Annotated in this window: 25 protein-coding genes and 1 pseudogene; 20 read left to right on the plus strand and 6 right to left on the minus strand. The window is 35.3% G+C overall.

Features of this window, described 5'->3' with window-relative positions:
- Positions 1-28: 28 nt before the first annotated feature.
- Positions 29-1,438, minus strand: coding sequence for an MDR family MFS transporter (locus MHH44_RS09640; RefSeq protein WP_340798443.1), 1,410 nt, complete (start codon positions 1,436-1,438; stop codon positions 29-31).
- Positions 1,439-1,608: 170 nt separating this feature from the next.
- Here MHH44_RS09640 and MHH44_RS09645 point away from each other — a divergent pair, with 170 nt between their 5' ends.
- The 6 genes from MHH44_RS09645 (at position 1,609) to MHH44_RS09670 (ending at position 6,822) form a co-directional block, all read left to right on the plus strand.
- Complete coding sequence (locus MHH44_RS09645; protein WP_340798444.1) at positions 1,609-2,145, plus strand: TetR/AcrR family transcriptional regulator; 537 nt, start codon at positions 1,609-1,611, stop codon at positions 2,143-2,145.
- 181 nt (positions 2,146-2,326) lie between these two features.
- Positions 2,327-3,283, plus strand: coding sequence for a cation diffusion facilitator family transporter (locus MHH44_RS09650; RefSeq protein WP_008407097.1), 957 nt, complete (start codon positions 2,327-2,329; stop codon positions 3,281-3,283).
- 40 nt (positions 3,284-3,323) lie between these two features.
- Complete coding sequence (locus tag MHH44_RS09655) at positions 3,324-3,635, plus strand: ArsR/SmtB family transcription factor (protein ID WP_008407096.1); 312 nt, start codon at positions 3,324-3,326, stop codon at positions 3,633-3,635.
- A gap of 203 nt (positions 3,636-3,838) precedes the next feature.
- The gene (locus MHH44_RS09660; RefSeq protein WP_008407095.1) at positions 3,839-4,378 is read left to right on the plus strand and encodes an NADPH-dependent FMN reductase; all 540 of its coding nucleotides are present in this window, start codon (positions 3,839-3,841) and stop codon (positions 4,376-4,378) included.
- 383 nt (positions 4,379-4,761) lie between these two features.
- Complete coding sequence (locus tag MHH44_RS09665) at positions 4,762-6,282, plus strand: succinate CoA transferase (protein ID WP_340798445.1); 1,521 nt, start codon at positions 4,762-4,764, stop codon at positions 6,280-6,282.
- Positions 6,283-6,312: 30 nt separating this feature from the next.
- The gene (locus MHH44_RS09670) at positions 6,313-6,822 is read left to right on the plus strand and encodes a YfiT family bacillithiol transferase (protein ID WP_008407093.1); all 510 of its coding nucleotides are present in this window, start codon (positions 6,313-6,315) and stop codon (positions 6,820-6,822) included.
- A 55-nt stretch (positions 6,823-6,877) separates the two neighbouring features.
- On the opposite strand, the gene MHH44_RS09675 is transcribed toward MHH44_RS09670, so the two are convergent.
- On the minus strand, positions 6,878-7,318 hold the full coding sequence (locus MHH44_RS09675; RefSeq protein WP_340798446.1) for a GNAT family N-acetyltransferase: 441 nt from the start codon (positions 7,316-7,318) through the stop codon (positions 6,878-6,880).
- A gap of 15 nt (positions 7,319-7,333) precedes the next feature.
- A complete protein-coding gene (gene aac(6') / locus MHH44_RS09680; RefSeq protein ID WP_008407091.1) occupies positions 7,334-7,768 on the minus strand; it encodes an aminoglycoside 6'-N-acetyltransferase in 435 nt (144 codons plus the stop codon).
- Between the two features lie 195 nt (positions 7,769-7,963).
- Between aac(6') and MHH44_RS09685 the strand changes: the two genes are divergently transcribed.
- On the plus strand, positions 7,964-8,335 hold the full coding sequence (locus MHH44_RS09685; protein ID WP_008407090.1) for a VOC family protein: 372 nt from the start codon (positions 7,964-7,966) through the stop codon (positions 8,333-8,335).
- Between the two features lie 157 nt (positions 8,336-8,492).
- Here MHH44_RS09685 and MHH44_RS09690 read toward each other — a convergent pair whose 3' ends face one another.
- On the minus strand, positions 8,493-9,734 hold the full coding sequence (locus MHH44_RS09690; RefSeq protein ID WP_340798447.1) for an erythromycin esterase family protein: 1,242 nt from the start codon (positions 9,732-9,734) through the stop codon (positions 8,493-8,495).
- Positions 9,735-10,057: 323 nt separating this feature from the next.
- Between MHH44_RS09690 and MHH44_RS09695 the strand changes: the two genes are divergently transcribed.
- A complete protein-coding gene (locus tag MHH44_RS09695) occupies positions 10,058-10,618 on the plus strand; it encodes a glutathione peroxidase (RefSeq protein WP_008407088.1) in 561 nt (186 codons plus the stop codon).
- Positions 10,619-10,668: 50 nt separating this feature from the next.
- Here the strand turns inward: MHH44_RS09695 and ku are convergent, their stop codons facing one another.
- Positions 10,669-11,493: a non-homologous end joining protein Ku gene (gene ku, locus MHH44_RS09700; protein ID WP_008407087.1), complete on the minus strand. Its 825-nt coding sequence runs from the start codon at positions 11,491-11,493 to the stop codon at positions 10,669-10,671.
- Between the two features lie 112 nt (positions 11,494-11,605).
- Here ku and MHH44_RS09705 point away from each other — a divergent pair, with 112 nt between their 5' ends.
- The 5 genes from MHH44_RS09705 to MHH44_RS09725 all read left to right on the plus strand — a co-directional run bounded on the left by MHH44_RS09705 (position 11,606) and on the right by MHH44_RS09725 (position 19,320).
- Positions 11,606-12,178 carry an ATP-dependent DNA ligase gene (locus MHH44_RS09705; protein WP_340799505.1) on the plus strand — a complete coding sequence of 191 codons (573 nt, stop codon included), beginning with the start codon at positions 11,606-11,608 and terminating at the stop codon, positions 12,176-12,178.
- Positions 12,179-12,398: 220 nt separating this feature from the next.
- Positions 12,399-13,646: a hypothetical protein gene (locus MHH44_RS09710; RefSeq protein WP_340798448.1), complete on the plus strand. Its 1,248-nt coding sequence runs from the start codon at positions 12,399-12,401 to the stop codon at positions 13,644-13,646.
- 8 nt (positions 13,647-13,654) lie between these two features.
- Positions 13,655-17,005, plus strand: a complete 3,351-nt coding sequence (locus tag MHH44_RS09715) for a helix-turn-helix domain-containing protein (RefSeq protein WP_340798449.1) — start codon at positions 13,655-13,657, stop codon at positions 17,003-17,005.
- A 22-nt stretch (positions 17,006-17,027) separates the two neighbouring features.
- Positions 17,028-18,662, plus strand: a complete 1,635-nt coding sequence (locus MHH44_RS09720) for a tyrosine-type recombinase/integrase (protein WP_340798450.1) — start codon at positions 17,028-17,030, stop codon at positions 18,660-18,662.
- Positions 18,655-19,320, plus strand: coding sequence for a hypothetical protein (locus tag MHH44_RS09725; protein ID WP_340798451.1), 666 nt, complete (start codon positions 18,655-18,657; stop codon positions 19,318-19,320). The genes MHH44_RS09720 and MHH44_RS09725 overlap by 8 nt, the downstream gene beginning before the upstream one ends.
- A 222-nt stretch (positions 19,321-19,542) precedes the next feature.
- Here MHH44_RS09725 and MHH44_RS09730 read toward each other — a convergent pair.
- Positions 19,543-19,742 (minus strand): annotated as a pseudogene (locus MHH44_RS09730) (flavoprotein); the annotation flags it as partial.
- Positions 19,743-20,404: 662 nt separating this feature from the next.
- On the opposite strand from MHH44_RS09730, the gene MHH44_RS09735 reads away from it, so the two are divergent.
- From MHH44_RS09735 to MHH44_RS09765, 7 genes are all read left to right on the plus strand, one after another.
- Complete coding sequence (locus tag MHH44_RS09735) at positions 20,405-22,096, plus strand: FAD-dependent oxidoreductase (RefSeq protein WP_340798452.1); 1,692 nt, start codon at positions 20,405-20,407, stop codon at positions 22,094-22,096.
- Positions 22,097-22,135: 39 nt separating this feature from the next.
- Positions 22,136-23,182 carry a TlpA family protein disulfide reductase gene (locus tag MHH44_RS09740; RefSeq protein ID WP_340718241.1) on the plus strand — a complete coding sequence of 349 codons (1,047 nt, stop codon included), beginning with the start codon at positions 22,136-22,138 and terminating at the stop codon, positions 23,180-23,182.
- Positions 23,183-23,185: 3 nt separating this feature from the next.
- The gene (trxA, locus tag MHH44_RS09745; protein ID WP_340718242.1) at positions 23,186-23,497 is read left to right on the plus strand and encodes a thioredoxin; all 312 of its coding nucleotides are present in this window, start codon (positions 23,186-23,188) and stop codon (positions 23,495-23,497) included.
- Between the two features lie 153 nt (positions 23,498-23,650).
- Positions 23,651-24,028, plus strand: a complete 378-nt coding sequence (locus tag MHH44_RS09750) for a YidH family protein (RefSeq protein WP_340718243.1) — start codon at positions 23,651-23,653, stop codon at positions 24,026-24,028.
- Between the two features lie 128 nt (positions 24,029-24,156).
- The gene (locus tag MHH44_RS09755; protein ID WP_340718244.1) at positions 24,157-24,363 is read left to right on the plus strand and encodes a hypothetical protein; all 207 of its coding nucleotides are present in this window, start codon (positions 24,157-24,159) and stop codon (positions 24,361-24,363) included.
- Positions 24,364-24,413: 50 nt separating this feature from the next.
- Complete coding sequence (locus MHH44_RS09760; RefSeq protein ID WP_340718245.1) at positions 24,414-24,824, plus strand: OsmC family protein; 411 nt, start codon at positions 24,414-24,416, stop codon at positions 24,822-24,824.
- Entirely contained in the window at positions 24,817-25,401 is a 585-nt protein-coding gene (locus tag MHH44_RS09765; protein WP_340718246.1) for a TlpA disulfide reductase family protein, read from the plus strand. The genes MHH44_RS09760 and MHH44_RS09765 overlap by 8 nt, the downstream gene beginning before the upstream one ends.
- Positions 25,402-25,427: the final 26 nt, after the last annotated feature.

A 25,427-nucleotide genomic window follows, 5' to 3' on the forward strand; every position in this document is an offset into this window, starting at 1 on the left:
AACCCCGATTACGGAGGTTCACCAGTTTTTAGTTTGTTTCTTGAGCGGGCATTGTCCGTTTATGTTTAGGAACGAAAAGTACGACAATAAAGGCAACGATTGCTAATAGGAACATATAGAAATATGTTGAACTAGCCGCATTTGCATAACTTTCGTTTACCTGAACGGATGTACCGGTTAACTGCAGTGTATACGCTGTTACGATGACAGCCGTTCCGATTGCACCAGCAAGTTGACGGATTGTATTGTTTACGGCAGACCCGTGTGAGGCCAGTTCTCTTGGAATCGCATTAAGGGCAGCCGTATTTAACGGCATTGTAATAAATGCCAGCCCAATCCGTAAAATAATGGTGCGTACTAGAATATATACATACGAAGTAGTAGAAGACAAGTCGATAACGAGCCACATCGAAAGTGCAACTAAAACTAAACCGAATATAAATAAAGGCTTTGCTCCGTACTTATCAAATAGTTTCCCTGTAACCGGTGACAAAAACGCATTGATAATCGCACTGGGAAGCAGCAGTAATCCTGCATCCAATGCAGAAAAACCACGGCCATCCTGTAAATACATCGGGAGTAAAATCAAGTCTGCATACATGATGATCGTAATTGCGACATTTATAATCGTCGTCATGGAATACATTTTATATCTGAATACCGATAAATTCAGTAAAGGATCCTGTGAAGACAGTTGACGTTGGCAAAACAGAATACTAATAATCAATCCCGCACCAATCGTTGTTAAAATAACTCCATCATCCCATCCGCGGCTTCCGGCACTACTAAACCCGAACAATAAGAGACCGAATCCGAATGTTGAGTAAATTAAGCTGATCAAATCGATTTTCGATTTCGCACCTTCATTTACATTCATCAAGTATTTATACGCTAAGACAATAATAATAACGATAAATGGAATTAAGCTAATGAACAGCCAGCGCCATGATAAATAATCAATAATAAATCCTGCAAGAGTCGGGGCAATGGCAGGTGCAAAAATAATCGCAAATCCGACTTTCCCCATAATAGCGCCCCTTCTTTCTTCAGGGAACAAGTAGACAATTACGGTCATCATTAAAGGCAAAATAATACCTGCTCCTACAGCTTGAATCATACGTCCTGTTAAAAGCATGCCAAAGTTCATCGCACATGCTGCTACAACAGAACCGGCTAATAAAAATAGCATCGCACTAATAAACAGTTGGCGTGTTGAGAAGCGCTTCATTAAAAATGCCGTAATTGGAACCAAAATTCCGTTCACAAGCATAAAACCTGTTGCGAGCCATTGAATTGTTGTAGGCGATACCGAAAAGGTGTTCATTAAATCACTTAGTGCGACATTGAGTAATGTCTGATTTAAAGTGGAGAAAAAACAGCCTGCAATCATGACGATCAGCAGTATTTTTCTAGTTTGTTCCGATAATTCATTTTGCATTTTAAAACCCCTTACGCTACGATAACTTTATAGACAGTTTGTCTAATAAGTATTTTAACAATGAGCAGGAGCCTTTGACATACACAATATGAAGCACTTTGTAGACTAATCGACAAATTATTCAAATATGTAGATTTAATAATATTTTATAGACAGGAATGGTAAATCTGATGATGAAAATAGATCCACGAACAATCCGTACAAAAGAAATGTTAAAGAGAGCGGTATTCGAACTTTTGGAAAAAGGAGTAATGCTTAGTCAGTTGTCTGTACAAAAAGTAACAAAGCAAGCCACGTTAAACCGAACAACATTTTATTTGCATTATGAAGATATAAATCATTTGATGGATGATTTAACAAAAGAAATTTTCAATGAAGTAACTGAAAAAATAACAGATTTAAACCATATTCATCTGTTAAACGAAAAGGAACATTTAGTTGAGCTGCTCAATTATTTGGCCTCACAAAAACACGCTTTACGATTACTTTTCCAGTTTGAACAATTTGAAAAAGTGCTATTTCAATTAATGAAACAATTGATTGATACGAGAAGGCTGAACAGTGACCGTGTTTCGTCGAAATCGCTTGTAGACAGTCATATAAAAGCGGCGTCCCTTGTCGGTGTGATCTCGTGGTGGTTAAAAGATGGAGGTTATTTAAATGCGTCATACATTGCTGATCAAATCTACCTCCTGTACAGAACATAGTTTAGTTGTTTTTCACAGCTAAACTATAGTTTGTATACAATTCCTAAAATTAGCAAATCTTTTCATGTGTAAAAAATTTCAGCCATTAAATCTGGGCATATGTAATTGACTATTTTCTGAATTCATAATATGTTAATATATGAGTATATGTTCATATATAAAATAAATGGGGGCGTTTTAAATGGGAGAGCATCATCATCACCATCATCATTCGCATAGTACGAACAAGAAAGTGCTGTTTATATCCTTTTTAATTATTACCGGGTTTATGATTGTCGAAGCGATTGGTGGGGTGCTGACGAACAGTCTTGCGCTGCTTTCTGACGCAGGACATATGTTAAGCGACGCCGTTTCACTTGGAATTGCATTAATGGCTATTGTATTTGCACAAAAAGTAGCAAATGCCAGTAAAACATTCGGCTACAAACGTATTGAAATATTGGCTGCCACACTAAATGGACTGACGTTAATCATCATCGCGCTGTTTATTTTTTATGAAGCGATCGGCCGTTTCATGAATCCTCCTGCAGTTGCTTCAACCGGGATGCTCGTAATCAGCAGTATCGGGTTGGCAGTAAATATTTTAGTCGCATGGATTATGATGCGCGGTGCGGATACGAAGGAAAATTTAAATATGAGAGGCGCCTATTTGCACGTGATCAGTGACATGATCGGTTCAATCGGTGCCATTGTTGCCGCATTGCTTATACTGTTCTTTGATTGGGGATGGGCAGATCCATTGGCCAGTGTCTTTGTAGCTGCGCTTGTACTTCGCAGCGGATATCATTTAACGAAAGCTTCATTGCATATTTTAATGGAAGGCACACCTCAGGATATAACTGTTGATGAAATCATAGAAACGATTGAGAAATATGAAGAGGTAAAAGCGCTTCACGACTTGCACATCTGGACAATTACAAGTGGATTAAATGCGCTGTCATGTCACGTTGTTGTAAATGATGACTTGACGATTAAGGAAAGTGAGCAATTTTTAGAGAAAGTTGAACATGATCTTCTACATCAAAATATTCATCACGTGACGATTCAAGTTGAAACAACTACGCATCAGCACGACCATTCGGTTTATTGTACAGCGAAGCAAGATTCAAGCCATCAGCACCACCACCACCATCATTAATCAATTACGCCTGGCGTATAAGAGAAAAGAGGTAAATCGTATGACAATGGAAAAAAGAACCCAACATGAATTGGATGAAGAAACATTGTTTGTCGTTTCGCAAACGTTCAAGGCGTTAAGCGATCCGACACGAATCCGTATTTTAAACATGTTATGCTGTGAAGAGCATTCGGTAAATGACATTGCAGAAAAGCTCGATTTAAATCAGTCGGCGGTTTCCCACCAGTTACGTTTTTTGAAGAATTTACGTTTAGTAAAATTCAGGCGTGAAGGGACGACATTGTATTATACAAGTGCAGATGAACATGTTATCAACTTGCTCCATCAGGCAATCGATCATGCTCATCATTAATTAAATAGAAACAGTCATCAACACGTAAAAGTTTTCTTAAATGAACGGTTACGTGTTTTTTTCATTGGTTTCGACATTGAAGAATGTAGGGTATATCAATAAACGGAAGTCGCAAACTAAAATCATTGCCCATTTACATGGTGGCAGCAGCAAGTTTACAAAACATTTATAGTTGAATTCTAAAATAATGGAGGTTTTTCAATATGAAAGTTGTAGCAATTGTAGGAAGTATCCGTAAAGAATCATACAATCTAAAGATCGCAAAATATATTCAGGCACGATATGCTGATAAGTTCGATTTGGAAATTCTGGATTTAACCCCTCTGCCGATGTATAACCAGGATATCGAAATGGATCCTCCAAAAGCAGTATTAAACTTTAAGGCAAAAGTAAAAGAAGCTGATGCAGTTCTTTGGATAACACCTGAATATAACGCTACAATCCCCGGTGTGTTAGGAAACGCCATCGACTGGCTAAGCCGTGTGGATAAAGTGATGAACGGCAAACCATCCATTATAATGGGGTCATCAATGGGAATGTTAGGTTCTGTTAAAGCCCAAATGCATTTGCGAGATATTTTATTTGCAATCGGTTTAAATTCCCCGATTTTACCTGGTAACGAAGTGTATATTGGAGCCGTTCATGAAAAAATTGATGCGCTAGGACAACTGACAGATGAAGCGACAATCGCATTTTTAGACGGCGTGATTGTGAACTTCGTGGAATGGATGAAGAAGTTTTAATAGTGATGGCACCTCTTTTTAAGAAGAGGTGTTGTTTTTTATGAAGGCGAGTTTTCCTGGAAATGTTACTGCAACAAAAAGAGACTCCGACGGTAAGGCCTAGTGCAGAGGATAAAGATATCGCATTTTGTCAATAGAATGGTGTGACGAAAAAAATATTGTTTTAGGTGAAAGAATACTCCTTAAATCTGCTTTTTTATTTACTATAGTTTTTATCTATCAAAATTATAGGAAGTATCTAATGGACGAAAGACGAATCTCTCATTACAATATAGATAAGGCGATTAAAAAATTAGGTGTAACGGATTTTTTAATTGGCTATATGGATTTACAGAAATTCATCGTAACATCGAACTAAAAATATTATTTTGGGGTGATTGTTAATGGGAAAAGATTTAAGTCAGTTCATCAGAAATGAAGCGTTTTTAAACAAAGTTGTTTCAGCAGAGGAAGCCGCGTCTTGGATTGAAGACGGCATGAATCTGGGAATGAGTGGTTTTACACTTTTCGGAGAGCCTAAAGAATTTCCTCTTGCACTTTCTAAACGGGGAGAGCAGGAAAATTTCAAAGTAAATCTATATACAGGGGCATCATTGGGTCCAACTGCCGACCAATCGATGGCAGAAGCAGGCATCATCAACTTACGTGTGCCTTATCAAGGTAATGCGATTATGCGCGGTAAAATCAACAACGGGGAAATTTACTATATTGATCAGCATTTATCACATACAGCGGAAGAAGTACGTAAAGGTTCACTAGGTAAAATTGATTATGCGATTATTGAAGCAGCAGCAATTACAGAAGACGGTCTCGTGATTCCAACAGGTTCTGTAGGGAACTCACCGATTTTTGTAGAAAAAGCTGAAAACGTGATTATCGAAATTAATACAACAGCCCCAAAAGCATATGAAGGGCTTCATGATATTTATGTTCAAAAAGCACAAGGCGAGCGTAAAGAAATTCCTATCTACAATACAGGGGACCGAATTGGTGAAATCGGAATTAAAGTCGATTCTGCGAAAGTAAAAGGGATTGTTTTATCGGAGCAGCCGGATATTCCGTCACCATTATTCGAGCCAAACGAGGAAACACAGAAAATTGCCGATAATTTATTAGCATTCTTGGCAAATGAAGTGGAAGTAGGGAATTTACCGGAATCTTTAGCGCCGCTACAATCAGGCGTTGGTTCGGTAGCAAATGCCGTATTAAACGGCATGCAAAAGTCTCAATTTAAAGATCTTGAAGTATTCTCGGAAGTACTGCAGGATGGTGTGTTTGACCTGATTGATGCGGGTATCGTTAAATTCGCGGCAGGTACAGCATTCTCGCTTTCCAAAAAGCGCGTGGACTCACTAGCGGAAGACTTGGAAAAGTACAAAGATAAAATTATGTTCCGACCACAGGAAATTTCGAATAACCCGGAAGTAATTCGTCGCTTAGGTGTTATTTCGTTTAACACAGCAATTGAAGTCGACATTTACGGTAACGTCAACTCAACTCATGTTAACGGCACAAAGATTATGAACGGTATTGGCGGTTCTGGTGACTTTGCACGTAATGCACGCATTACTATTTTCGTTACATCTTCATTAGCGAAAAACGGAGCTATTTCAACAATCGTTCCATTCGTTTCACATATCGACCATACAGAACACGATGTCGATGTCATCGTAACGGAGCAGGGCTATGCGGACCTTCGTGGACTTCCACCAGTGAAGCGAGCAGAGAAATTGATTGAAATTGCACACCCGAAATATAAAGAACAGTTACGTGCTTATTTCGAAGAGGCAAAAGAAAAAGTAGGCGGCCAAACACCGCATATCCTTGAAAAAGCATTCTCATTCCATAACAATTTAAAAGAGAATGGGACAATGTTATTTGAAGACGACAAAATTAAACACTAATGGATAAACAGACAAAGGTGGCGTTTTAACATGGATGTAAAGTTTCCTATTGGTCCATTGCAAGTACCTGAACAGGTGACACTTGCCAATGTAAAGGAATGGTTACAACAAACGGAATCATTTACGACACGTTTAAGAGAAGTGGTCGATTCATTAAATGAAGAGCAGTTAAACAAAACTTACCGCGAAGGTGCCTGGACAGTTCGTCAGCTTGTTCATCATATTGCTGATTCACAGCTGAACATGTATCAGCGGCTGAAGCTGGCACTAACGGACGATAACCCGACAGTGCCGGGATTTAATCAAGAAAAGTGGGCAGTACTGCCAGACAATGACTTACCTGTAGAAAGTTCGATTAAAATGCTTGAAGGTATTAATGAGCGGATCGTTTCGTTAGGTCAACGTATAACTGAAGACCAGCTAAAACGTGAATTTACACATGAGACAAACGGGCCAATCACAGTAGCCAAAAAATTAGCGAAATTGGCATGGCATGAAGAGCATCATTTCGCTCATATTAAAATCGCCCTATCAAATTAATTCTTTTTATTGTAATGGCTTACCAAATAGTGGTAAGCCATTTTTTGTGAGCGTACTATTTTATTTCCTTATATAAAAAGACGAGACGTTCAATTTCATCAAAGCCATTGTTTTTATAAAAATGTTCTGCTGGAATATTTCGGTTTGTGAGTAGTGTCATCGATTCAACTGTTTTCTCTTTCAACTGGATTTCTAAATAGTTGAGCATCGCTTTTCCAATTCCTTTATTTTGCAACGTTTGATCGACGCACATTTCATGGATGAAATATTCATCGCCACTATACCACTTCCGTTGCACGCCCATTATAAAGCCAAGGAGTACACCATTTTCGATAGCAATTACACCTAGAAAATTTGGGGTATTGTAGTAATCGGATAAATACTGGTGCGCACTTTCATCGTTCCAGTTGTCATTCCACGGCTCTGCATTAAATACTTTTATAAATGTATTTGTACATGTTGCTAAATCGGATTCTTCCATTCTTTTAAATTCCACTATGAACCGCTCCTTTTAAAGTTTTTTCGTAAAACAGACAATGCGGTTCGCTTCTGTAAAGCCTAATTTAAGATGAACGTTTAAACTGTCCTTATTAGACAATTCGCAGTCGCTCGCAAACTCTGTACATCCCTTTGCTTTAGCCCAATGTTCACATGCTTGTACTAACTGTTGTGCGAAATGCTGTCTACGGGAAGCCTCTACTACATATAAGCCTTCCAAATAGCCAACCGGTGTGGAATGTGTACCCTCCACATAGTCAAACCGGAGCTGACATTGTGCAAACCCCATTGGTTCTTCATCGTTAAATGCTAAGAAAATAGTACTGTTCTGGTTTGTAATAACGTCTTCCATGTTCTGTACGAATTCTTGTAAATCATTACCTGGCCAAAGGAGTAAAGCAAGGTGAGCTGCTGCAGATGCTTGGTCCAGTGTCGCTTCTTTAATCATAGGTTCCTCCTGTTTTATAGTAATAAGTATGTTTACTATTATAGAATAAAATGGAAGGTGATAGGTGGTTATGCACTGGATCGTAAAAAAATTATTTTCATTTAAAGGTCGAGCTATTGCAAAAATTGGAAGGGAAAAGGCTTTTAAAAAGAGAACTCTTTTATATAGCTGATTTAATAAAGGGGAGAAATTGCTTTGAGTAAGTCATTTATTGAACAAGTCCATTATATTCGAATTCCTGTAAAGGATTTAGAAGTGTCTGCACAATGGTACAGTGATATATTAGGGTTCCAATTACTAAACAATACTGAGGAAAGAGCCATTTTAAAAGTAAATGAAGGACCATTCTTATTAATCTTAGTTCCTACTGAAGATGAAACATTTGCACATTTCACAATTGATAATAACCAGGAATTTAGCATTGGCTTCACGAGTCCTGAACTATCTAAATTTCATCAACACTTAATTGATCATCAAGTTACGGTCGAAGATATAAAAGAAGATAATGGGCATGCCTTTTTCCACTTTTATGACCCAAATGGGAATAAACTTCAAGTTCACTGGTGAATTATGATAAATTTATTACCTAATATCATCACACAACAAGAGTGGTGAAAAGGTAATAATATTGAAACGAATCTATCTTTCCTTAATACGTTATGTCACAGCGTTTCAACAGAGCCTAAAAATAAAAAGCAAGCCATACGATCAACGTAGGCTTGCTTTATAAAGGTTTTAAAGCTTTCGTCTGCTCAATGTAAATAAATGCATCGTATCTTGAACCAATATTGGATGGAACATAATTTCCGTATACTTCATATTCAGGATGGTAGACTACACCAATTGCACGATGGCCAATCCGATCATTGAATAATTTCCGATTCTCATCAGTAAAAATCAGTATTTTATCTTGTCCGCCAGCTGCGTGGAGCTGTCCTTCCCATGTGTTGAGTTTGGAAGAGGGAACTTGGATTATTTGCAAAGGATCTCCCCAGCTGTCAGCAGCGATGACCGTACCTTCATACGTCCCGAAGCCGATCGCAAAAGTATTGTACATTCCATATTGTTCACGAATAAGTTGACCGACGTTGATCATCTCATCTTCTTTCATGCTTGTGGCGGATGCATCTCCGATATGTGTATTATGTTCCCAAATAATAATTTTTGCATCATTACCGTGATACTTCAATAATTCATTAATCGCTTCCACCATATGTGAATCGCGTGTATTCCACGAGATTGCATCCTGCATCATTTCGCGGTAATACGTTTCAGCATTTTTCGCGACAAGCGCATTCATCATGACATTTAAATCTTCCTCATGTTTATTCGAGTACTGTTCCTTGTTATTTCGCAGTGATTTCAGCAAATCTGTTACTTCACGGACACATTCATCCGTAAATTGAGCAGTGGAAAGGGCATAATGTTCGGGCATTCTGTTGTAAGGTTCAAAGCAGGAAAATGCCTTCTTTGCGTGCTCAAAATCTGCTTTATACTTAGGGTTTTCAGATAAAAAGTGTATTACTTCATCCATCGATTCAAAGAGACTGTATAAATCAATACCATAAAACCCGACTTTATTGCTCAATGTGTCATTTTTATCCTTTAGCCACTCTACGAATTCTTTTACTTCTTCATTTGCCCACATCCATTGCGGCCACCGGTTAAAAGATTCCTTTAAAATTGTTGTGGCAGTTGCATTGTCATCTTCATAACCTTTTACATAGCGGTTTACTGCCTGTGCAGATGGCCAGTCTCCTTCAACAGCGATTATATTAAACCCTTTTTGGTTGATCAGAAGTTTAGTTAACTCTGCGCGGACTGTGTAAAACTCCGATGTACCGTGCGACGCTTCACCGATCATCACAATTTGGGCATTTCCAATCGAATCGACAATTTTATTTAAACCATGTTCGTTAAAGGGAAGGGCGTGCTTTTTTATTGCAGCTACCAGTTTTCTTGGCATGTTTTTTTTCGCTCCTTTCATACAACGTTATCTTTCCCGTACTACTCATATGAATACCCAGCTGCGTGTAAATTACTCGGGATCATATTAAAAAAACAAAAGAAAATTATTTTGTATAAACATAAAATAAGTGGTGATGCTAGTAACGATGGTCGGTTAGCCATCGAATGATTTTGGCGCATGATTCTTCGTGAATCCAATGCGCCTTTAATTTTGCTCATTTAATGCTAATCTTTTTACAACTTTCAGGTTAGTAATTTTGTACTTCGTAGAATTTTATAATATGATAGTTTTATACTAACTGAATTAGGGAGAATGACTTAATGAGTATTTATAATTATTTAGTGAAAAAAACGAACGGTGAGATCCTGTCAATGGAAACTTATCGTGATCAAGTGATGTTGATTGTGAATACGGCAAGTAACTGCGGATTTACTTTTCAATATGAAGACATGCAAAAGTTATATGAACGCTATGCAGCAAAAGGGTTCACAGTACTATCATTTCCATGCAACCAATTTGGCGAGCAGAACCCGGAAGACGGAGAAACGTCCGCAAGACAATGCAAGCTACAGTTCGGTGTTACATATCCAGTATTTGATAAAATCGATGTGAATGGCAAAGAGACTCATCCGCTATTCAACTACTTAAAACACGAGGTTGATTGTCCGGAATTTGTACGTGATACAATGCAGCAAAAACATTTGTACAATACAATTCAAACAAACTATCCTGATTATTTAATCGGCCGCAATATTCGCTGGAATTTCACGAAGTTCCTAGTAGACCAAAACGGCCGTGTCATTCAACGTTTTGAGCCGGATGCTTCATTCCTGGATATCGAAAATGCGATTGAACAGCTTTTGGAAACTGCAGCTGTATAATAATCACATTACAAATAAAGCCCATTCCTTCAATGGAAATGGGCTTTATTTTATGCATTCTTTTTCGTCCTTGTAGTGGTTGCACGTTTTCTCGTTTTCGGCTTCTTCGTCTTATCCAGGGATGCTTGTAATGCGGACATTAAATCGGTCACATTATCAGGTAGCGGTCGTTTTTCGTTTGCCACAACCGTACTTTCCGTTTTCTTTTCCTCGATCAGCTGCATGAGCGCTGTACGGTAATCATCCGTATATTTGGTTGGGTCAAACTCTGTTGTCAATTGTTCAACAAGCATAAGGGCCGTATCCAGTTCCTTTTGCACGACTGCTTCAACACTTGGTATATTCGGTACATCCCCGACATCTCGCACTTCATCCGGGAAATGAATGATCTCCATAACTAATGTATTTTTATAGACACGGACAATGGCCAATTGCTCTTTTGACCGGATCGTAATTTTAGCGACACCGATTTTACCTGATTCCTCCAACGTTTTTCGTAATAGGACATAAGCTTTTCCACCTGTATTATCAGGTGATAAATAGTATGTTTTTTCAAAATAAATCGGATCAATTTCTTCCAGCTTAACAAAATCTATAATCTCTACGGATTTGTCCTCATTTTCTTTACGCAAGTTTTCCAAATCCTCTTCATCCAAAACGACGAATTTGTTCTTTGTATACTCGTATGCCTTTACGATATCTTCATCTTTTACTTCTGCCTGACATCCTTCACACACCTTTTTGTAGCTGATCGGTGTATGGCATTCCTTATGGAGCTGCCGAAGTTTAACGTCTTTATTTTCAGTTGCGGCATGTAGCTTTACGGGAATATTTACTAAGCCAAAACTAATACTACCTTTCCAGACAGTATGCATGTTGTCACCTCATTTTTCCTTACTATGGGACTAAAAATTTAATTTATGTATTGTCTGCAAAAAAAAACAAAGCATAAATATAAAAATGAAAGTTGGCCTATATGTGAAACCTATGTTATTAACCGATGTACCGGATATTCCATTAGGTGACGATTGGTTGTATGAGGCAAAGTATGACGGTTATCGCTGTATTTTAGTTTGGGACAAGGGCAAAAATATTCCTGAGCTGAAAAGCCGAAATGGGAATGTATTAAATGAAAAATTTCCAGAAATCATTCGTTTCTGTAAGAGTATTTATGCTGAAATCGAACCATATTTACCGCTGATTTTTGACGGAGAAATCGTTTATTTAATCAATCATTTTCAAAGTAAATTCTCGTTTGTGCAAAAACGTGGAAAAATGACGAATCAAAAAAATATCGAATCAAATTCAAAGACATTTCCATGTCATTATATTGTGTTTGATTTACTGAGATTAAAAGGGAAAGATAAGGGAAATAGCCGGTTAACAACAAGAAAACAATTATTATCCGATCTTTTTGAACGGCTCAATTTACTTGACACTGTTCAATATAATGATTCAAAGAGACTTCAAGCGATTGATGTATTTGAAAATCCGCATTTACTTTGGCAAAAAGTAACGTCCCATAATGGGGAAGGGATCATTGCGAGTATCTACATATAACTGTACAAAATATAAATTGTACAATAAATATAATGTATTTCTCTCCATATAAAGGAATTAAGGAACTTTCATGAAATAAATTACTGTACATTACATTTAAAGGGTATTTATAGCATTAATATATATCTTTCCAATTAATTCTAATTATTTCTGTACATATATATATTTATATGCATTAATTGTAAATATAGGAATTATATTTTGGGAGGAGGTTGGTTAAATGAGTACAAATATATATCCGATATATAATTCAAACTACAAATTTAGAGCTGATACAATTTGGATTGATTGGAAAATTAAAAAAAATGGTGAATTCGAAAAAAAGCAAATAGCATTTATATGTCTTCAGAATAAGGATAATCATTTTGAAATAGTACATCCAATAACTGATTTTATCTTTTTCAATTGGAGGTATGCTTCATATAACACACAGCGAAAACATGCTTTAAACTTATCCTCCTTTTTAAATTTTATTATAGATAATAGAAATAAATTTAAATTAAAATCATTAAGAGATTTAGAAATTACTCATGGAGAGAAATTTCTTAACAGTTTAACAGAAGATGGAAAAGCAAGGCAAACTGTTAAAGATATTGAAAGAACCCTGACTTTATTTTATTATTACCTCTCAAAAAAAGAATGCTTACCCCTAGTCACTTCCACAACTTTTGAGTCATATTATAACGAAAATGGTAAAAAAATACACATATCTCCATTTAAAAATGTTATTCTTCCTAGTTTATCAAGTAATGAAATGGAACACACTTTTCCTATTGAACATTTACCATTATTCTTTGAAATAGCTTGCTTGACTGCAAAACCTATTGTTCTCGGTTTATACTTTCAGATTTTCGGTGGATTAAGAGTTGGTGAGGTTGTAAATATAAAAAGAAGTTCAATTAAACATACGGTAAATGGGGAATCTTTGCTTATAAATTTGAAGGAAAACATGTTCCGTACTGATTTAAAGGATATCAATGGTGCCAATTACGTTAAGAAAGAAAGAAAGCAATCAGTAATGATTTTACAAAACTGGTTTTACCAACTTTATGACGATCATCTAGAACTATATACTTGTGAAGATGGGACAAGCGCATTATTTGTTAATCGTGATGGAAAGGCAATGACATCGAAAAGTTATAGGCAATACTTTGATAAGGTAAAAAAATATTTTATATATTGTTTAAAAAATAGCAATAATATTAATGATAAATTACTTGCTCACCACCTTAGAATTTCTAAGTGGTCAACTCATATTGGAAGAGGAATCTTTAGTAATATGTTAGCTGAGTATGCAAAAAATCCTTATGAAATTGCAGTCCCTCGTGGTGATAGTTCACTTCTTTCCTCATTAAGATATCTAAAGGGGACCTCAAGGTTTCGAAAAAAATTAGAAGAGAGATTAAATCATATGCATGGTTTTTATATTCCTCGTCTTATTGAAAGCAAAAATGAAAAAAGAAATTAGGTGAACGATTGGATAAATTTACAATTAGAGAAGCTGCTATTTATCTCGGTGTGTCTGAAAAAAAAGTTTATTATTGGACAAGATCAAATCGATTAGAAACATGTCCATCTTTTAATTCAAGAAGAATCTTGATTGATAAAATAGTATTGGAAGATTTCAAACTTACAATTTCAAAGGAACTGAAAAATGGTGTTCCCAAAGGCTTTTTCACAGTAATTATGTTAGCTCAAAGATTCAACGTTAATAGAGCTACAATTCTTTTATGGATAAATCAAAATATTTTTAAAAATATAGAAAAATCAAGAATTTCCCATGGTTCACCTGAGTACTATTTGATTCCTGAATCCGATGTAGTTGAATATGAAAGGGAAATCAATGATATTGAGGAACGATATATAAAATCTACTGTTGTCCAAGAAACATTGGGCATTTCTGCAGGTCTATTATATAAACTAAAAAAAAGGGGATATTTTGAGGACAGCATAATCTGGAAAGGTAAATTGTATTTATCTAAGTCATCTGTAGTATCGCTCAAGAAAAAATTAGACCAAGAAAGACAAATGTTAAGCACGAAGGAATTGTCGGAAAACCTAGGTGTTTCAGTTGAACAAGTCCTAAAAATATTTAGACCTGACTTACAATTGTCTCTAAGAGGGCGTAAGTTTCTATTATCTAAAGAAAATTTCGAAAATTTTCTGAGAGATAATGGTGATCTTCTGGCTTATAAAAATAAAGTTATTCCAAAGGGATATTACAATACAAATATGTTAGCCCAATACTTTAATGTAAATCAAACAGAAATAGTACGTTGGATAAATCAGGGTAGATTTGATGGAATTAAAAAAATTAGGGAATCTACTTCAGGACAAACAAGTATTTTTCTTATCCCTGAATCTTCTGTAAAAAAGTATGAGGAATTCCTTGAAGATTTAAATAAAAATTATGTAACCCCAAAGCAAGCTATGGATATTCTAAATGTAAGTAGTTCAACAATGGGTAATTGGATAAATAACAAAAAAATATCCGGTGGAATACTTTGGCTTCGCACTTGGTATCTTCCACTGAAAGAAATCAAAGGAATTATATCTCAAAATTTGTCATTAAAAAAGTTAATATCTTGTAATAAAGCTTCAGAATTATTAGGTGTCTCTCGTAAAACAATAAAAAAATGTTTAGAATTGAACTTATTTAAAGTAACAATTATACAAAATAAAGTTTATTTAAGTCGAGAAGAATTGGAAACACTCCCTGATGATTTTTTTGAGAAATTGAAATTAAATTATAAGTTATACGTGTCTAAAATAAAAAAACCTAAAGGTTATTTAAACATTAAAGAAGTAGCTGAAAAACTAAATATCCCTTATAATTCAGCGAGCTTACTTATTAATAATGGTAAATTAGGTACCCCTATAGAATTTCTAGAAAACGGAGAAAAGTTAAAAGCAATTAGTCTAGATGCAATTAAATTATATATTACAAAATTGGAAAAACAAAAAAAACAAGTGGAAATACAAAAAAAATGTTTAAATGCAAGTGATGCAGCTAGTTATTTAAATATACATTCTACAACGTTAAGTAGTTATATAAAAAAAGGGTATTTTCCTAATGGTTTTAAAGAAAATAATTATTTCTATATCCCTCTAACAGATTTAGAGGAATATAAGAGAATTAGAAATTTAACAAAACTACCAAACGAAAAGGGAATAAAAATCGATAAAGCTTATTTGCTAGAACATTTAATTCATTCCATTAAAATTATCAAAATTCCAAAGCATATTGAGAAAACTAGGGAGTACTATATTGATTATATTTCGGTACGAATATCTTCATTAAATGGTCATATAAGCTATATTAAGTCAGAATATTATCGAGCTAAAAGTTGCTATGAAAAAATTATTTTAGATTTAACTAACGAATGTTTTGAATTAAGTGAAGAAGAAATCCATTCCATCCTTATAGATGAATCTTATGCACTGTCTCACAGGACTTTAGTAAATTGGTTTTTTCAGTATGTGTTTGGTATCTTGGGTATCGATAATAAGAAAAACTTTATTATTACCCCTTCATCATCTACTAAAGATAAGGAAAAAGAAATCTATTCTCCTGAGATTTATCTTGAATACCTTTCCTATACCAAAAATATTGAGAGGCATGTTTTAGAGGCCTTAAAGAGTCAGCATTATGCTAATATGTGGCTTTTTACTATTATGCATCTAATAGATACGTGGAGATCTATAGACATTGTTAATAGTCTTATAAATATAGAATTAGAAGCCGTAGATATTAATGATTTTGAATGGTTTTTGTCAAACAAAGTTACAAAAGAACAGGCTCAAATCGTAATAAATCAAATTTATTATAAAACAAGAAGTTTAACCACGTCCAAGACTAATTCACTCTTAACCTTTCTTGTACCTATGGATTTTATCCTGGCTGCAGGAAATGCATTTATAATTTGCGAGTTACATCGTCGACATACTAAGGATAAGTATTTACTTCAAACACTTATTTCAAATAGTCTAAAAGCTCGTAAACCAAACAATCAGCATTTAAATTTCTTTAAATATAATGAAGATTTAAGAGGCTTTAAAAGTTTAGTAATGAATCGTTCAACCATGACTTATCTTTTTAATAGTATTGTAGATGAAGCTCCTGATCCTGAATTGGCATTAACATATACACAGCAGACGCGTTCTCATGAAAAAGAAGATACTACAGCTATCTATGTTAAAGCTACAAACTTCGATGGATCCCTTGGAAATGTTTCCTTAAACTTATTCAATAGAGGTCATTTTGGATGGTTATACAATACATTGATTAAACTTTTATTTGAAGATGAAAAGGGTCCAATACCAATTGATGTCAGAACTCATTATATAATGGAATTCAGAAAAGAATTTAGCCCTAAGCAAATAGAAGATTGGGCAGTATTTCTCCAAAATATAGATAAAAAAAGGCTGCCTATATTAAATAAACTAAGTAAATTAAATAATCTACAAATTAAAGAATTAATAAATGGCATACTAAGTGGAAAAAGGCCTTCTCGTAATGAACACGGTTCATGTTTGAGTTACCCTGATTGCGAGAAACCGCATCTACAGTCTTGCTATTCATGTGAATTCTTTATTCCAGAAGTATATACAATTATTCATATTAAACAAGAAATTGAAAATTTAATGACATCGATTGAGTCAACGAGGTATACAACTATTATTGAGAGGGATTCTTACTTTCTAAAAATATATTTATTACTTCTAAATGAAGCTATTTCTGTCTATGGAGAGAAATATATAGAAACTTTTATTGACCTAGTTGGCATTAGAAAACGAATCTTACAGTTGAGTCCATTACTAATGTAAACCAAAGGGGATGGCATATAATATGGAAGTGAAAATCGACATTGGTAAACTTTCTGAGAATATTACATTAAAATCAATTGAAAACGTAACACATACACAAATTCCAGAAGAGGAATTGAGGAAATACTTTTCTTTTTTGAAAGAAAACTCTTTAATTAATGCTGATAATTTTGATGAATCAGTGTGGTTAATATATAACGAAAATAAAGACAGAGAAATTATATTTAAATTTGATTTAGAGATGTATCAAGAATTAAATAAAGCTCTAAAAGGTTATATACTTCTAAAAAGAATGACAGGAACAGCTATCAATACTTGCCATAAAATACTAATGACATTAAAAAGAGTTATCTTAAAAACGAGTAAATTTGAAGATTTAAAGGAACTAGAAATCTTTTTAATGTCGCAAACCTCAATTGTCGGATTTGAAACGGCTGGGATAATTAGATTATTTTTAACTTTTTATGAACATCCATTGAGTTCGGAGATTATCGATATTTGTAACTCTATAAAAACCCCAGAGAAAAAAAACCGAGAACTACCGTATTTTCCTGATGTAATTGCCTTCGATGAAATTATAGAGGAATTCTTTAGTTCTTACAATTCAGAGGAATATTTTCGGTTTTATCCCATTTTAATTTGGTGGAAACTAACAAATGTATTACCAATGAGAGTTATTGAAGTTCTTAAACTTAAAAAAAAATGTATAGATAAAAAAAATGATGGAACCTTTTGGATTACCATTCCCAGAGAGAAGAAAAAAGCAAACTCTCCTTTTAAACTAGATATTACTGATACAGTTCAAATTGATAAAGAAACATTCGAAATCATTTCATGCTACATTCAATTTATAGATGACAATAAAATTGAAACAGAATACTTATTTCCCTATAATCTGTATGTTAAATTTTTACCAAAACCAAAAGGGAGCTCTGGTCAAAGAAAAGGAAAAAAGAATAGATTGATCGATAAATATTTACAACGAATATTGGACGACTTTTATACCCAAGTTATTCAAAATGAATCATTAGAAAAAATTAATTTAGGAGACACCAGACACTTTGCAATTATGAATATGTTTTTGCAAGGATTCAATATGTTATCAATTGCTAGAATGGCTGGTCACGATAATTTGGAAATGCAATTCAACTATTATTCTCATATAGACCATTATGTACAATCACAGGTTTATTTACTTGCACAAAAGAAACTTGAATTAAATATTGAAAATAACATAGGTAAAACCATAAACAATACTTCAAGATATTTATACGATAAGGGATTAATTTATGAAGATATCGAGCTCGAAAAACTTAGAAAAGTAGATTTCGGATACTGTAGTAATCTTGATTTCCCGAATGATTGTGTTGGTGAATGTAAAGTATGTCAACCTTTTTATATATTTAAACCAGCTTTAAATGACTTAGAAGAAGGATTAAAGTGGTTAACCGATTATTCGCTGTCTATACAAAGAAATATACAGGAAGTAACTGAAATGATGTTTTCACTTAGCAAAAATATGTTTTATGATCTTCAGAACCATAAGTATCAAGAATCTGGGCAAACTAAATTAAATTCTGCTTCCTCTCAACTAACAAGATTAATGGACCAGAGATCTACTGTTGAAGCATGGATTAGGAGATATAAAGATGAGTGAAACTAAAGAGCCTGGGCGCCCTAAAAAAATTAGTGATGAAAAATTAAAAGAAATCGCACTTAGCATTAAACATAAAAATGGGAGGAAAAAAATTACTTTTCAATTTCTTCAAAATGAAACGGGTATTGGAAGACAAACGTGGAAACGCAGAATTGAGGACTATATTAATGAACTAAATAAGCCAATTATTCTACCTACTAACGCTACATTGGAAGGTGTTTACTTTCCAAATATTGAAGATATTTTTGAACGACATAATAACAACAAAACAAAAATTATCGACGAATTTTACCATTTTGAAGAAATGTTTCGGCAAACTTTTCAAGAATTAACTTCATTAAAAGAAAAAATGGTTCATTTGGAACAATTACCATATATAGTTGAAAAACAGAAAGAAGAAGTGAAATTAGCTAAACAAAAGGCCACCCATTATGAGAATTTATACAAATCTTTAATCCTTACTAGTAGCTTTTCACATCTTCGTGACTTTAAAAACATTCAAGGAGATTTATTACAATTCAATAGTGGAAAAGCGGATCATATGACAGTAGAAGAAAATAAATTTAATAAGATTTTTTCTTCTGTAAACCAAATAGCTGATGAAGATTCCATTCAAAATCTAACTACTATGTTTCCGGATTTATTTAAAAAGGATTAAATTTAGATTCGATAAAGGACAATACCTGGTTGAGAACCTTTTATGGATTACAATTAAAATTATTGAATATGTTTATATACTTCCAAAAGAATTAAATTAAATCTTTAACAAATAACCGTAGATGAAATCAAGACGAAGTTAAAGAAGTATTAAGTTTATTTAGTTCTTAAACCCATAAAAGAATCCGTTTGATTAATCTTTTTTTAAATGGATTCTTTTTTATCACCAATTTAAAGTACTACTTCTATTTAAATTAAATTTACATATGCCTGTCTCAGGAAGATATTGCTTTACTTTAAGAGCCGCTTCAATATCACCCGTTAAGTAATTGAAAATGAACGAACTTGCTCATAACCAGTCGCCGTAAAAAAGATTGACGCACGTCTATAGCTTTTCATTACGACAATATAAAAGCTTGATTCGATGCTTCTGCACTTTCTACAGTAGTATCAATTGATAGAATTAATCACAATATGGCAGTTACTACGTTCTTTTAAGGTCCTGACAATAGTAGTTTTTACTCGAATATACTTCAATGATGATTATTCTCCGTTATATCCATTTACATCAGCCCATTTTTTATTAGGGAACACGACCTCTCTTGTTACAATGAAGCTTTAAATATTAAGCTATTTCATTTCAATTATCTGCATCTCCTTATGACGAAGGATTTCACTCTCAGATATTAGATGACTTTAAATTCTTCCAAATGACACAATTGAATCTCGTTTATATGCTTCTAGTCCAGCCTAAAACTTGGCTTTCACTTCTGAGTTTGGTTTTAAGTTATTCATTTTATCTTCAAGTCGATTCGTTTTTTTACCATGAATTATTTTAAATTTTTGAATTAACTAAATATACATATATACTAATAGTGATAAATGAGATTAAGGAAATACTTTAATTATAGCCCTAATGAAAAAGGAAGCAGCTAAGAATATTACATAAGATGAGATAGGACAAGCTTTAACGAGTACTAGAATGGATATAATAAAAACGGTTGACAATATACCTAGCGGGGTATATTATGTGTGTAAGAAATAGGTGATTTGCAAATCTAAGAAGTGGCATAGGAGGGTTCACAATGAAAAAAGTAGTCATTATTGGTGGAGTTGCAGGCGGTGCTTCCGCAGCAGCAAGAATTCGACGTTTGGATGAGCAAGCTGAAATTGTGATGTTTGAGAAAGGCCCACACGTTTCCTTTTCAAACTGTTCATTACCGTTTTATTTAAGTGGTATTGTAGCGGACAGCAAAAAATTATTAATGATGACACCAGATTCATTTGAAGCCAAGCATAATATTGACGCCCGCGTGAATAGTGAAGTTATTGCGATTAACCGGACGGACAAAACGGTGACGGTAAAAAACGTCGTAACCGATGAACTATCGGCAGAATCTTACGACCAATTAGTTTTATCGCCTGGGGCTAGTCCGATTGTGCCAAGCTTACCCGGAAATGATTTACCGCATGTATTTACCGTTAGAAACGTTGTAGATATTGAGCGTTTACAAAAAGCAGTCGTCGAGCAGGAAGCGCAAAACATTGCGGTTATAGGTGGTGGCTTTATTGGCGTGGAAGTAGCAGAAAATCTGTGTTTAGCTGGACGTTCGGTATCCCTAGTAGAATTTGCCCCACAAATTTTAACACCATTTGATGATGACATGGCGCAAATTTTACATAAGGAATTGGTAGAACATGGTGTGGATTTAACTTTAGGTGATGGTTTAGCAAAAATTACACCGTCTGCGATTATATTGAATTCAGGGAAAGTAATAGCGGCGGATATAGTCGTTCTAGCCATTGGCGTGCGACCAGAAACGTCGCTAGCTGCTGAAGCAGGCTTAGAATTAGGAGAAACAGGTGCGATTAAAGTAAATCAAAATTACCAAACGAATGACCCTGATATTTATGCAGTGGGCGATGCCATTGAGGTTTACCACCGATTAATGAACAAGGCAACGCGTCTGGCTTTGGCCGGTCCTGCGCAGCGTCAAGCCCGTGCAGCAGCAGATCATATGTATGGATTGACGGTTACAAATAAGGGGATCATTGGTTCATCCAGTATTCAAGTTTTTGATTATGCAGCAGCTGCTACAGGTTTAAATGAGCGTACAGCGAAACAAATTGGAATGTCGGCCGATGCGGTGTATATCATTGCACCGGATAAAGTTGGCTTGATGCCTTCGAGTAATCCCTTACATTTCAAACTAATTTTCGAAGTGCCAACAGGTCGTATTATTGGGGCACAGGCAATCGGTAAGGGCAATTCCGATAAGCGAATTGATGTCATTGCGACGCTTATTACGATGAACGGCACGATAGAGGACTTAAAGGAATTAGAGCTTTCATATTCACCAATGTTTTCAACGGCAAAGGATGTCGTGAATTTAGCGGCATTAGTGGCTACAAACTTAATGGCAGGACGCTTCAAGCAAGTACGTGTGAGTGAAGTACGTGGTTTAGTTGAAGAAAAAGCGTATATTGTCGATGTGCGTGAAGCAAATGAGTTTGCACAAGGCGCCTTAAAAGGGGCTGTCAATATTCCATTAAGTGAGTTACGTGCACGTATGCATGAAATTCCGACGGATGTTCCCGTCTATGTGCACTGCCGTTCATCACAACGCAGCTATAATGCGGTAATGGCACTGAATAATAGTGGATATACAAATGCTACGAATATCTCAGGATCATTTTTAGGGATTTCTTTATATGAATATTACCAGGATCAAGCAAAAAACCGTGATCCGATTGTGACAAATTATAATTTTAAATAAGCTATAGAGAGCCAACTGTTGGTAGAGAGGAATTTTCAGATGACGTATATATCTTTAGGACAAGTAAATATTCCGATCGCATGGCTCGCTTTCTTACTTGCTATTTTTTATAGCGATTTTAGAAGTCGGAAGGCAGGTGTAGCAACAAATAAATTATTAGAGCAACTTGTCATTACCTATATTCTCGTTTGGAAGTTCAGCTATATCCTATTTTCTTTACCTGACTTTATAAAAGCACCGTTATCACTAGTTTATTTTGACGGAGGGCTAAGAGGACATATTCTCGCATTAGTGGTGCTTGCTTTTATTCTATTAAGAAAAAGACAAATACTAGTATGGGCAGATATTTGGATATACTGGGCAAGGGTTGTGGCTGTAATTAACGTCATTAGTTTAGGGTTTCAGGAGCACTGGCTGCTTGCGGTGATCTGGCTTTTGGCCCTTGTACTTGTTGAAAGAAAATATCAACACGGGCTGTTACTCGGACAGTTTTTACTACTAGCATGGTTGAATGGCTTTACGAGTAGTCTAACACTCGTCCATCTTTTTGTTTTGTTAACAGTGTATCTAAAAACAAAGCAAGCACAGTATTTGGTTATTACGGGTATTTTAAGTTTAGTGGCAATGATGCTTGTGGATGTAGAGAGAGCAACTGAAACAATAGCCCATGAAATGATTGATTTACCGACAACGACCGGGGAAATGTATAATTTATCGGAGCAAGAGCAGAAACTGACCATAGTTAACTTCTTCGCAACCTGGTGTCCACCATGTAAAGCAGAAATGCCACACTTGCAAAGCTTTGCGGGAAATTTACCGGCGGGGGTAGCGCTCATCGGGGTGAACTTAACAGACCGTGATAATGGCGAGCAGGCATTGGCTAATTTTATGGAAACTTATGAAGTGACCTATCCAATTTTAATGGATGAAACAGATGAAGTAGGAACTGCCTTTCGGGTAATGTCCATTCCGACAACCGTGCTACTTAATGCACAAGGTGAGGAACTGGAGCGCATCGTAGGCCCTGTCAGTGAAGAGGGCTTGCGCCAATTAATCAAAAAACATCAAACATATTTGGAGGAATAAAACATGGCAATTGTACATGCAACAGATCAAACATTTGAACAAGAAATTTCAAACGGTGTCGTATTAGTGGACTTTTGGGCAGCCTGGTGCGGTCCATGTAAAATGATTGCGCCAGTTTTAGAGGAAGTGGATGCAGCAATCGGCAACGAAGTGAAAATTGTGAAGGTAGACGTAGATACGAACCAAGTTACAGCAGCGAACTATCAGATTATGTCAATTCCATCGTTGTTAGTATTTAAAGACGGTGAATTAAAAGGCAAGACTGCGGGCTTCATGCCAAAAGAAGATTTAATTGATTTTATTCGGCAATATTAATGGTCAAAGAAGCCATATACAGCAAATGTGTATGGCTTTTCTAGTGTCCTTTTGTAAAGATTTTACCGCTCTATTAAACAGATGCTTTTTAAAGCTGGCTATAGAGTTAAACAAATTATTTCTATTTTTAGAGTAAAAGGAAGAGGTGAAAAAATGAAAAAAGACCAAACGGAGATTAATCAAATCCAGTATGCACAACAGCATTTGGCCAATGAGCGAACGTACTTGGCTTGGGTACGAACAGCTATTGCCATTGTAGGAGTGGGCTTTTTAGCAACAAGCTTGCATTTTACAATTGGAAACATACGAAATGCGTGGGTAGATGTGTTGTCAATTATTTTAGGTATTTTCTCTGGCATTTTAGGTATTATCGTCATTTATATTACAAATCGTAATTATAAAAATAAAGAGCAAGGGATTATGAATGGAAAGTTTCAGCCATCTAGTGCACATATTAATTTATTATCCATACTGATGATTATTTTTATTTTATTAATCATTAATTATTTCATGTTTATATTATGGGCATGATAAAATCGGTTTTTTTATAAAGCTATCTATCTATAAAAGAATGAAGAGAACCGATTTTGGTTCATTTAGATTAAGTAATAATTGAAGAAGATGCAAAAGGCTATATAGCTGAAAATGAAGATACTTCAATGGCAACAATTGATGAAATTCGTGCACTAGCAATCGAACGTCATCAAAAGAAAATGATGAAAGATGGCGAAGCACATAATCATGACCATTCAAATGAAGGTGAATGGTCATGCAGAAATGACTTCTTCAGAGGAAGCAAACGAATAGTTCCATCCAGTTGCGAGCAAGTGAATGATTCATTTGCTTGCTTTTTTTGTATATATTAACGAAATTTTCACATTTCTCCTCCATACTTCAAGTGAAGGGAGTGGGTGAAATGCAATTTGTTTATGAACAGGAGCGATTGATTGGGCAGTTGTCATTTGGTGAGTTGTACACGTCTACGAATCCACTAAAAGGTTATAAGCCGTATGAGTTACTTCTCGCCTCGTTGACGACGTGTAGTGGATCGTTACTAGTGATGCTGTTACAAAAGATGCGTCTTCATTTTGTAGAGGTTTCATTTACATCAGAGGGGCATCGTAATCCAGAGATGGCGAATCGAATCGAAGCGATTGTCATCACAGCACACGTGTCATTTAACGAGGAAGTGAAGGGAGAGCAACTAGCGAAGCTTGAAAAGTTGGTTGTAAAAAATTGTGGGATGATTCAAACGGTAATCGAAGCGGTGGATATCAAATTTACGATTGTACCCGCTACAGCAAAGGGGAAGAAAGAGCATGATTAAGAAATTGTTAGCGATTGTACTCCTCGTTTTACTTGGAGGCTATGCTACTTGGGATTACTTAGCCGGTGAGAAGACAAAAAAAGTGAACGAACCGACTCAAGAAATGATGGATGCTCCAGAAGAACAGGTTGAGACGGGAGCAATTACGTCCGACATTCCTGTGGCACAGGATTTTACGCTACCGACTTTAAATGGGGAGCCAGTAAGTTTGTCGGATTCGAAAGGGAAAATTACAATCGTCAATTTCTGGGCAACATGGTGTCCACCTTGTCGAGAAGAAATGCCCCATATGCAAAGTTTTTATGAGAAGCATCATGAAGAGGTTGAAATTCTAGCTGTCAATGTAAAAAATATGGATGATGGTCGACCAGCAATTGAGCAATTTGTGCAGGAGCATGAGCTAACATTTCCGATTTTACTCGATGAAAGTGGAGAGGTTGGTCTCACGTATGAAATCATGACGCTGCCAACGAGCTATATTTTAGATGCGGAAGGACGTGTTTTTCAAAAAATTATCGGAGCAATGGATGAGCAAGTAATGAATGAATTAGTTGAAGCCCTTCGTTCCTATGAATAATAAAATTGATTAGAAAAGTAGGTGGG

This window comes from Solibacillus sp. FSL K6-1126 (genome assembly GCF_038003445.1).
GTDB classification, from domain to species: Bacteria; Bacillota; Bacilli; order Bacillales_A; family Planococcaceae; genus Solibacillus; species Solibacillus silvestris.

What these genes read in the sequence shown, in the direction of transcription:
- MHH44_RS09640 (WP_340798443.1), bottom strand. Translation starts at nt 1,438, where the DNA reads ATGCAAAATGAATTATCGGAACAAACTAGAAAAATACTGCTGATCGTC.
- MHH44_RS09645 (WP_340798444.1), top strand. Translation starts at nt 1,609, where the DNA reads ATGATGAAAATAGATCCACGAACAATCCGTACAAAAGAAATGTTAAAG.
- MHH44_RS09650 (WP_008407097.1), top strand. Translation starts at nt 2,327, where the DNA reads ATGGGAGAGCATCATCATCACCATCATCATTCGCATAGTACGAACAAG.
- MHH44_RS09655 (WP_008407096.1), top strand. Translation starts at nt 3,324, where the DNA reads ATGACAATGGAAAAAAGAACCCAACATGAATTGGATGAAGAAACATTG.
- MHH44_RS09660 (WP_008407095.1), top strand. Translation starts at nt 3,839, where the DNA reads ATGAAAGTTGTAGCAATTGTAGGAAGTATCCGTAAAGAATCATACAAT.
- MHH44_RS09665 (WP_340798445.1), top strand. Translation starts at nt 4,762, where the DNA reads ATGGGAAAAGATTTAAGTCAGTTCATCAGAAATGAAGCGTTTTTAAAC.
- MHH44_RS09670 (WP_008407093.1), top strand. Translation starts at nt 6,313, where the DNA reads ATGGATGTAAAGTTTCCTATTGGTCCATTGCAAGTACCTGAACAGGTG.
- MHH44_RS09690 (WP_340798447.1), bottom strand. Translation starts at nt 9,734, where the DNA reads ATGCCAAGAAAACTGGTAGCTGCAATAAAAAAGCACGCCCTTCCCTTT.
- MHH44_RS09695 (WP_008407088.1), top strand. Translation starts at nt 10,058, where the DNA reads ATGAGTATTTATAATTATTTAGTGAAAAAAACGAACGGTGAGATCCTG.
- ku (WP_008407087.1), bottom strand. Translation starts at nt 11,493, where the DNA reads ATGCATACTGTCTGGAAAGGTAGTATTAGTTTTGGCTTAGTAAATATT.
- MHH44_RS09705 (WP_340799505.1), top strand. Translation starts at nt 11,606, where the DNA reads ATGTTATTAACCGATGTACCGGATATTCCATTAGGTGACGATTGGTTG.
- MHH44_RS09710 (WP_340798448.1), top strand. Translation starts at nt 12,399, where the DNA reads ATGAGTACAAATATATATCCGATATATAATTCAAACTACAAATTTAGA.
- MHH44_RS09720 (WP_340798450.1), top strand. Translation starts at nt 17,028, where the DNA reads ATGGAAGTGAAAATCGACATTGGTAAACTTTCTGAGAATATTACATTA.
- MHH44_RS09725 (WP_340798451.1), top strand. Translation starts at nt 18,655, where the DNA reads ATGAGTGAAACTAAAGAGCCTGGGCGCCCTAAAAAAATTAGTGATGAA.
- MHH44_RS09735 (WP_340798452.1), top strand. Translation starts at nt 20,405, where the DNA reads ATGAAAAAAGTAGTCATTATTGGTGGAGTTGCAGGCGGTGCTTCCGCA.
- MHH44_RS09740 (WP_340718241.1), top strand. Translation starts at nt 22,136, where the DNA reads ATGACGTATATATCTTTAGGACAAGTAAATATTCCGATCGCATGGCTC.
- trxA (WP_340718242.1), top strand. Translation starts at nt 23,186, where the DNA reads ATGGCAATTGTACATGCAACAGATCAAACATTTGAACAAGAAATTTCA.
- MHH44_RS09750 (WP_340718243.1), top strand. Translation starts at nt 23,651, where the DNA reads ATGAAAAAAGACCAAACGGAGATTAATCAAATCCAGTATGCACAACAG.
- MHH44_RS09755 (WP_340718244.1), top strand. Translation starts at nt 24,157, where the DNA reads ATGGCAACAATTGATGAAATTCGTGCACTAGCAATCGAACGTCATCAA.
- MHH44_RS09760 (WP_340718245.1), top strand. Translation starts at nt 24,414, where the DNA reads ATGCAATTTGTTTATGAACAGGAGCGATTGATTGGGCAGTTGTCATTT.
- MHH44_RS09765 (WP_340718246.1), top strand. Translation starts at nt 24,817, where the DNA reads ATGATTAAGAAATTGTTAGCGATTGTACTCCTCGTTTTACTTGGAGGC.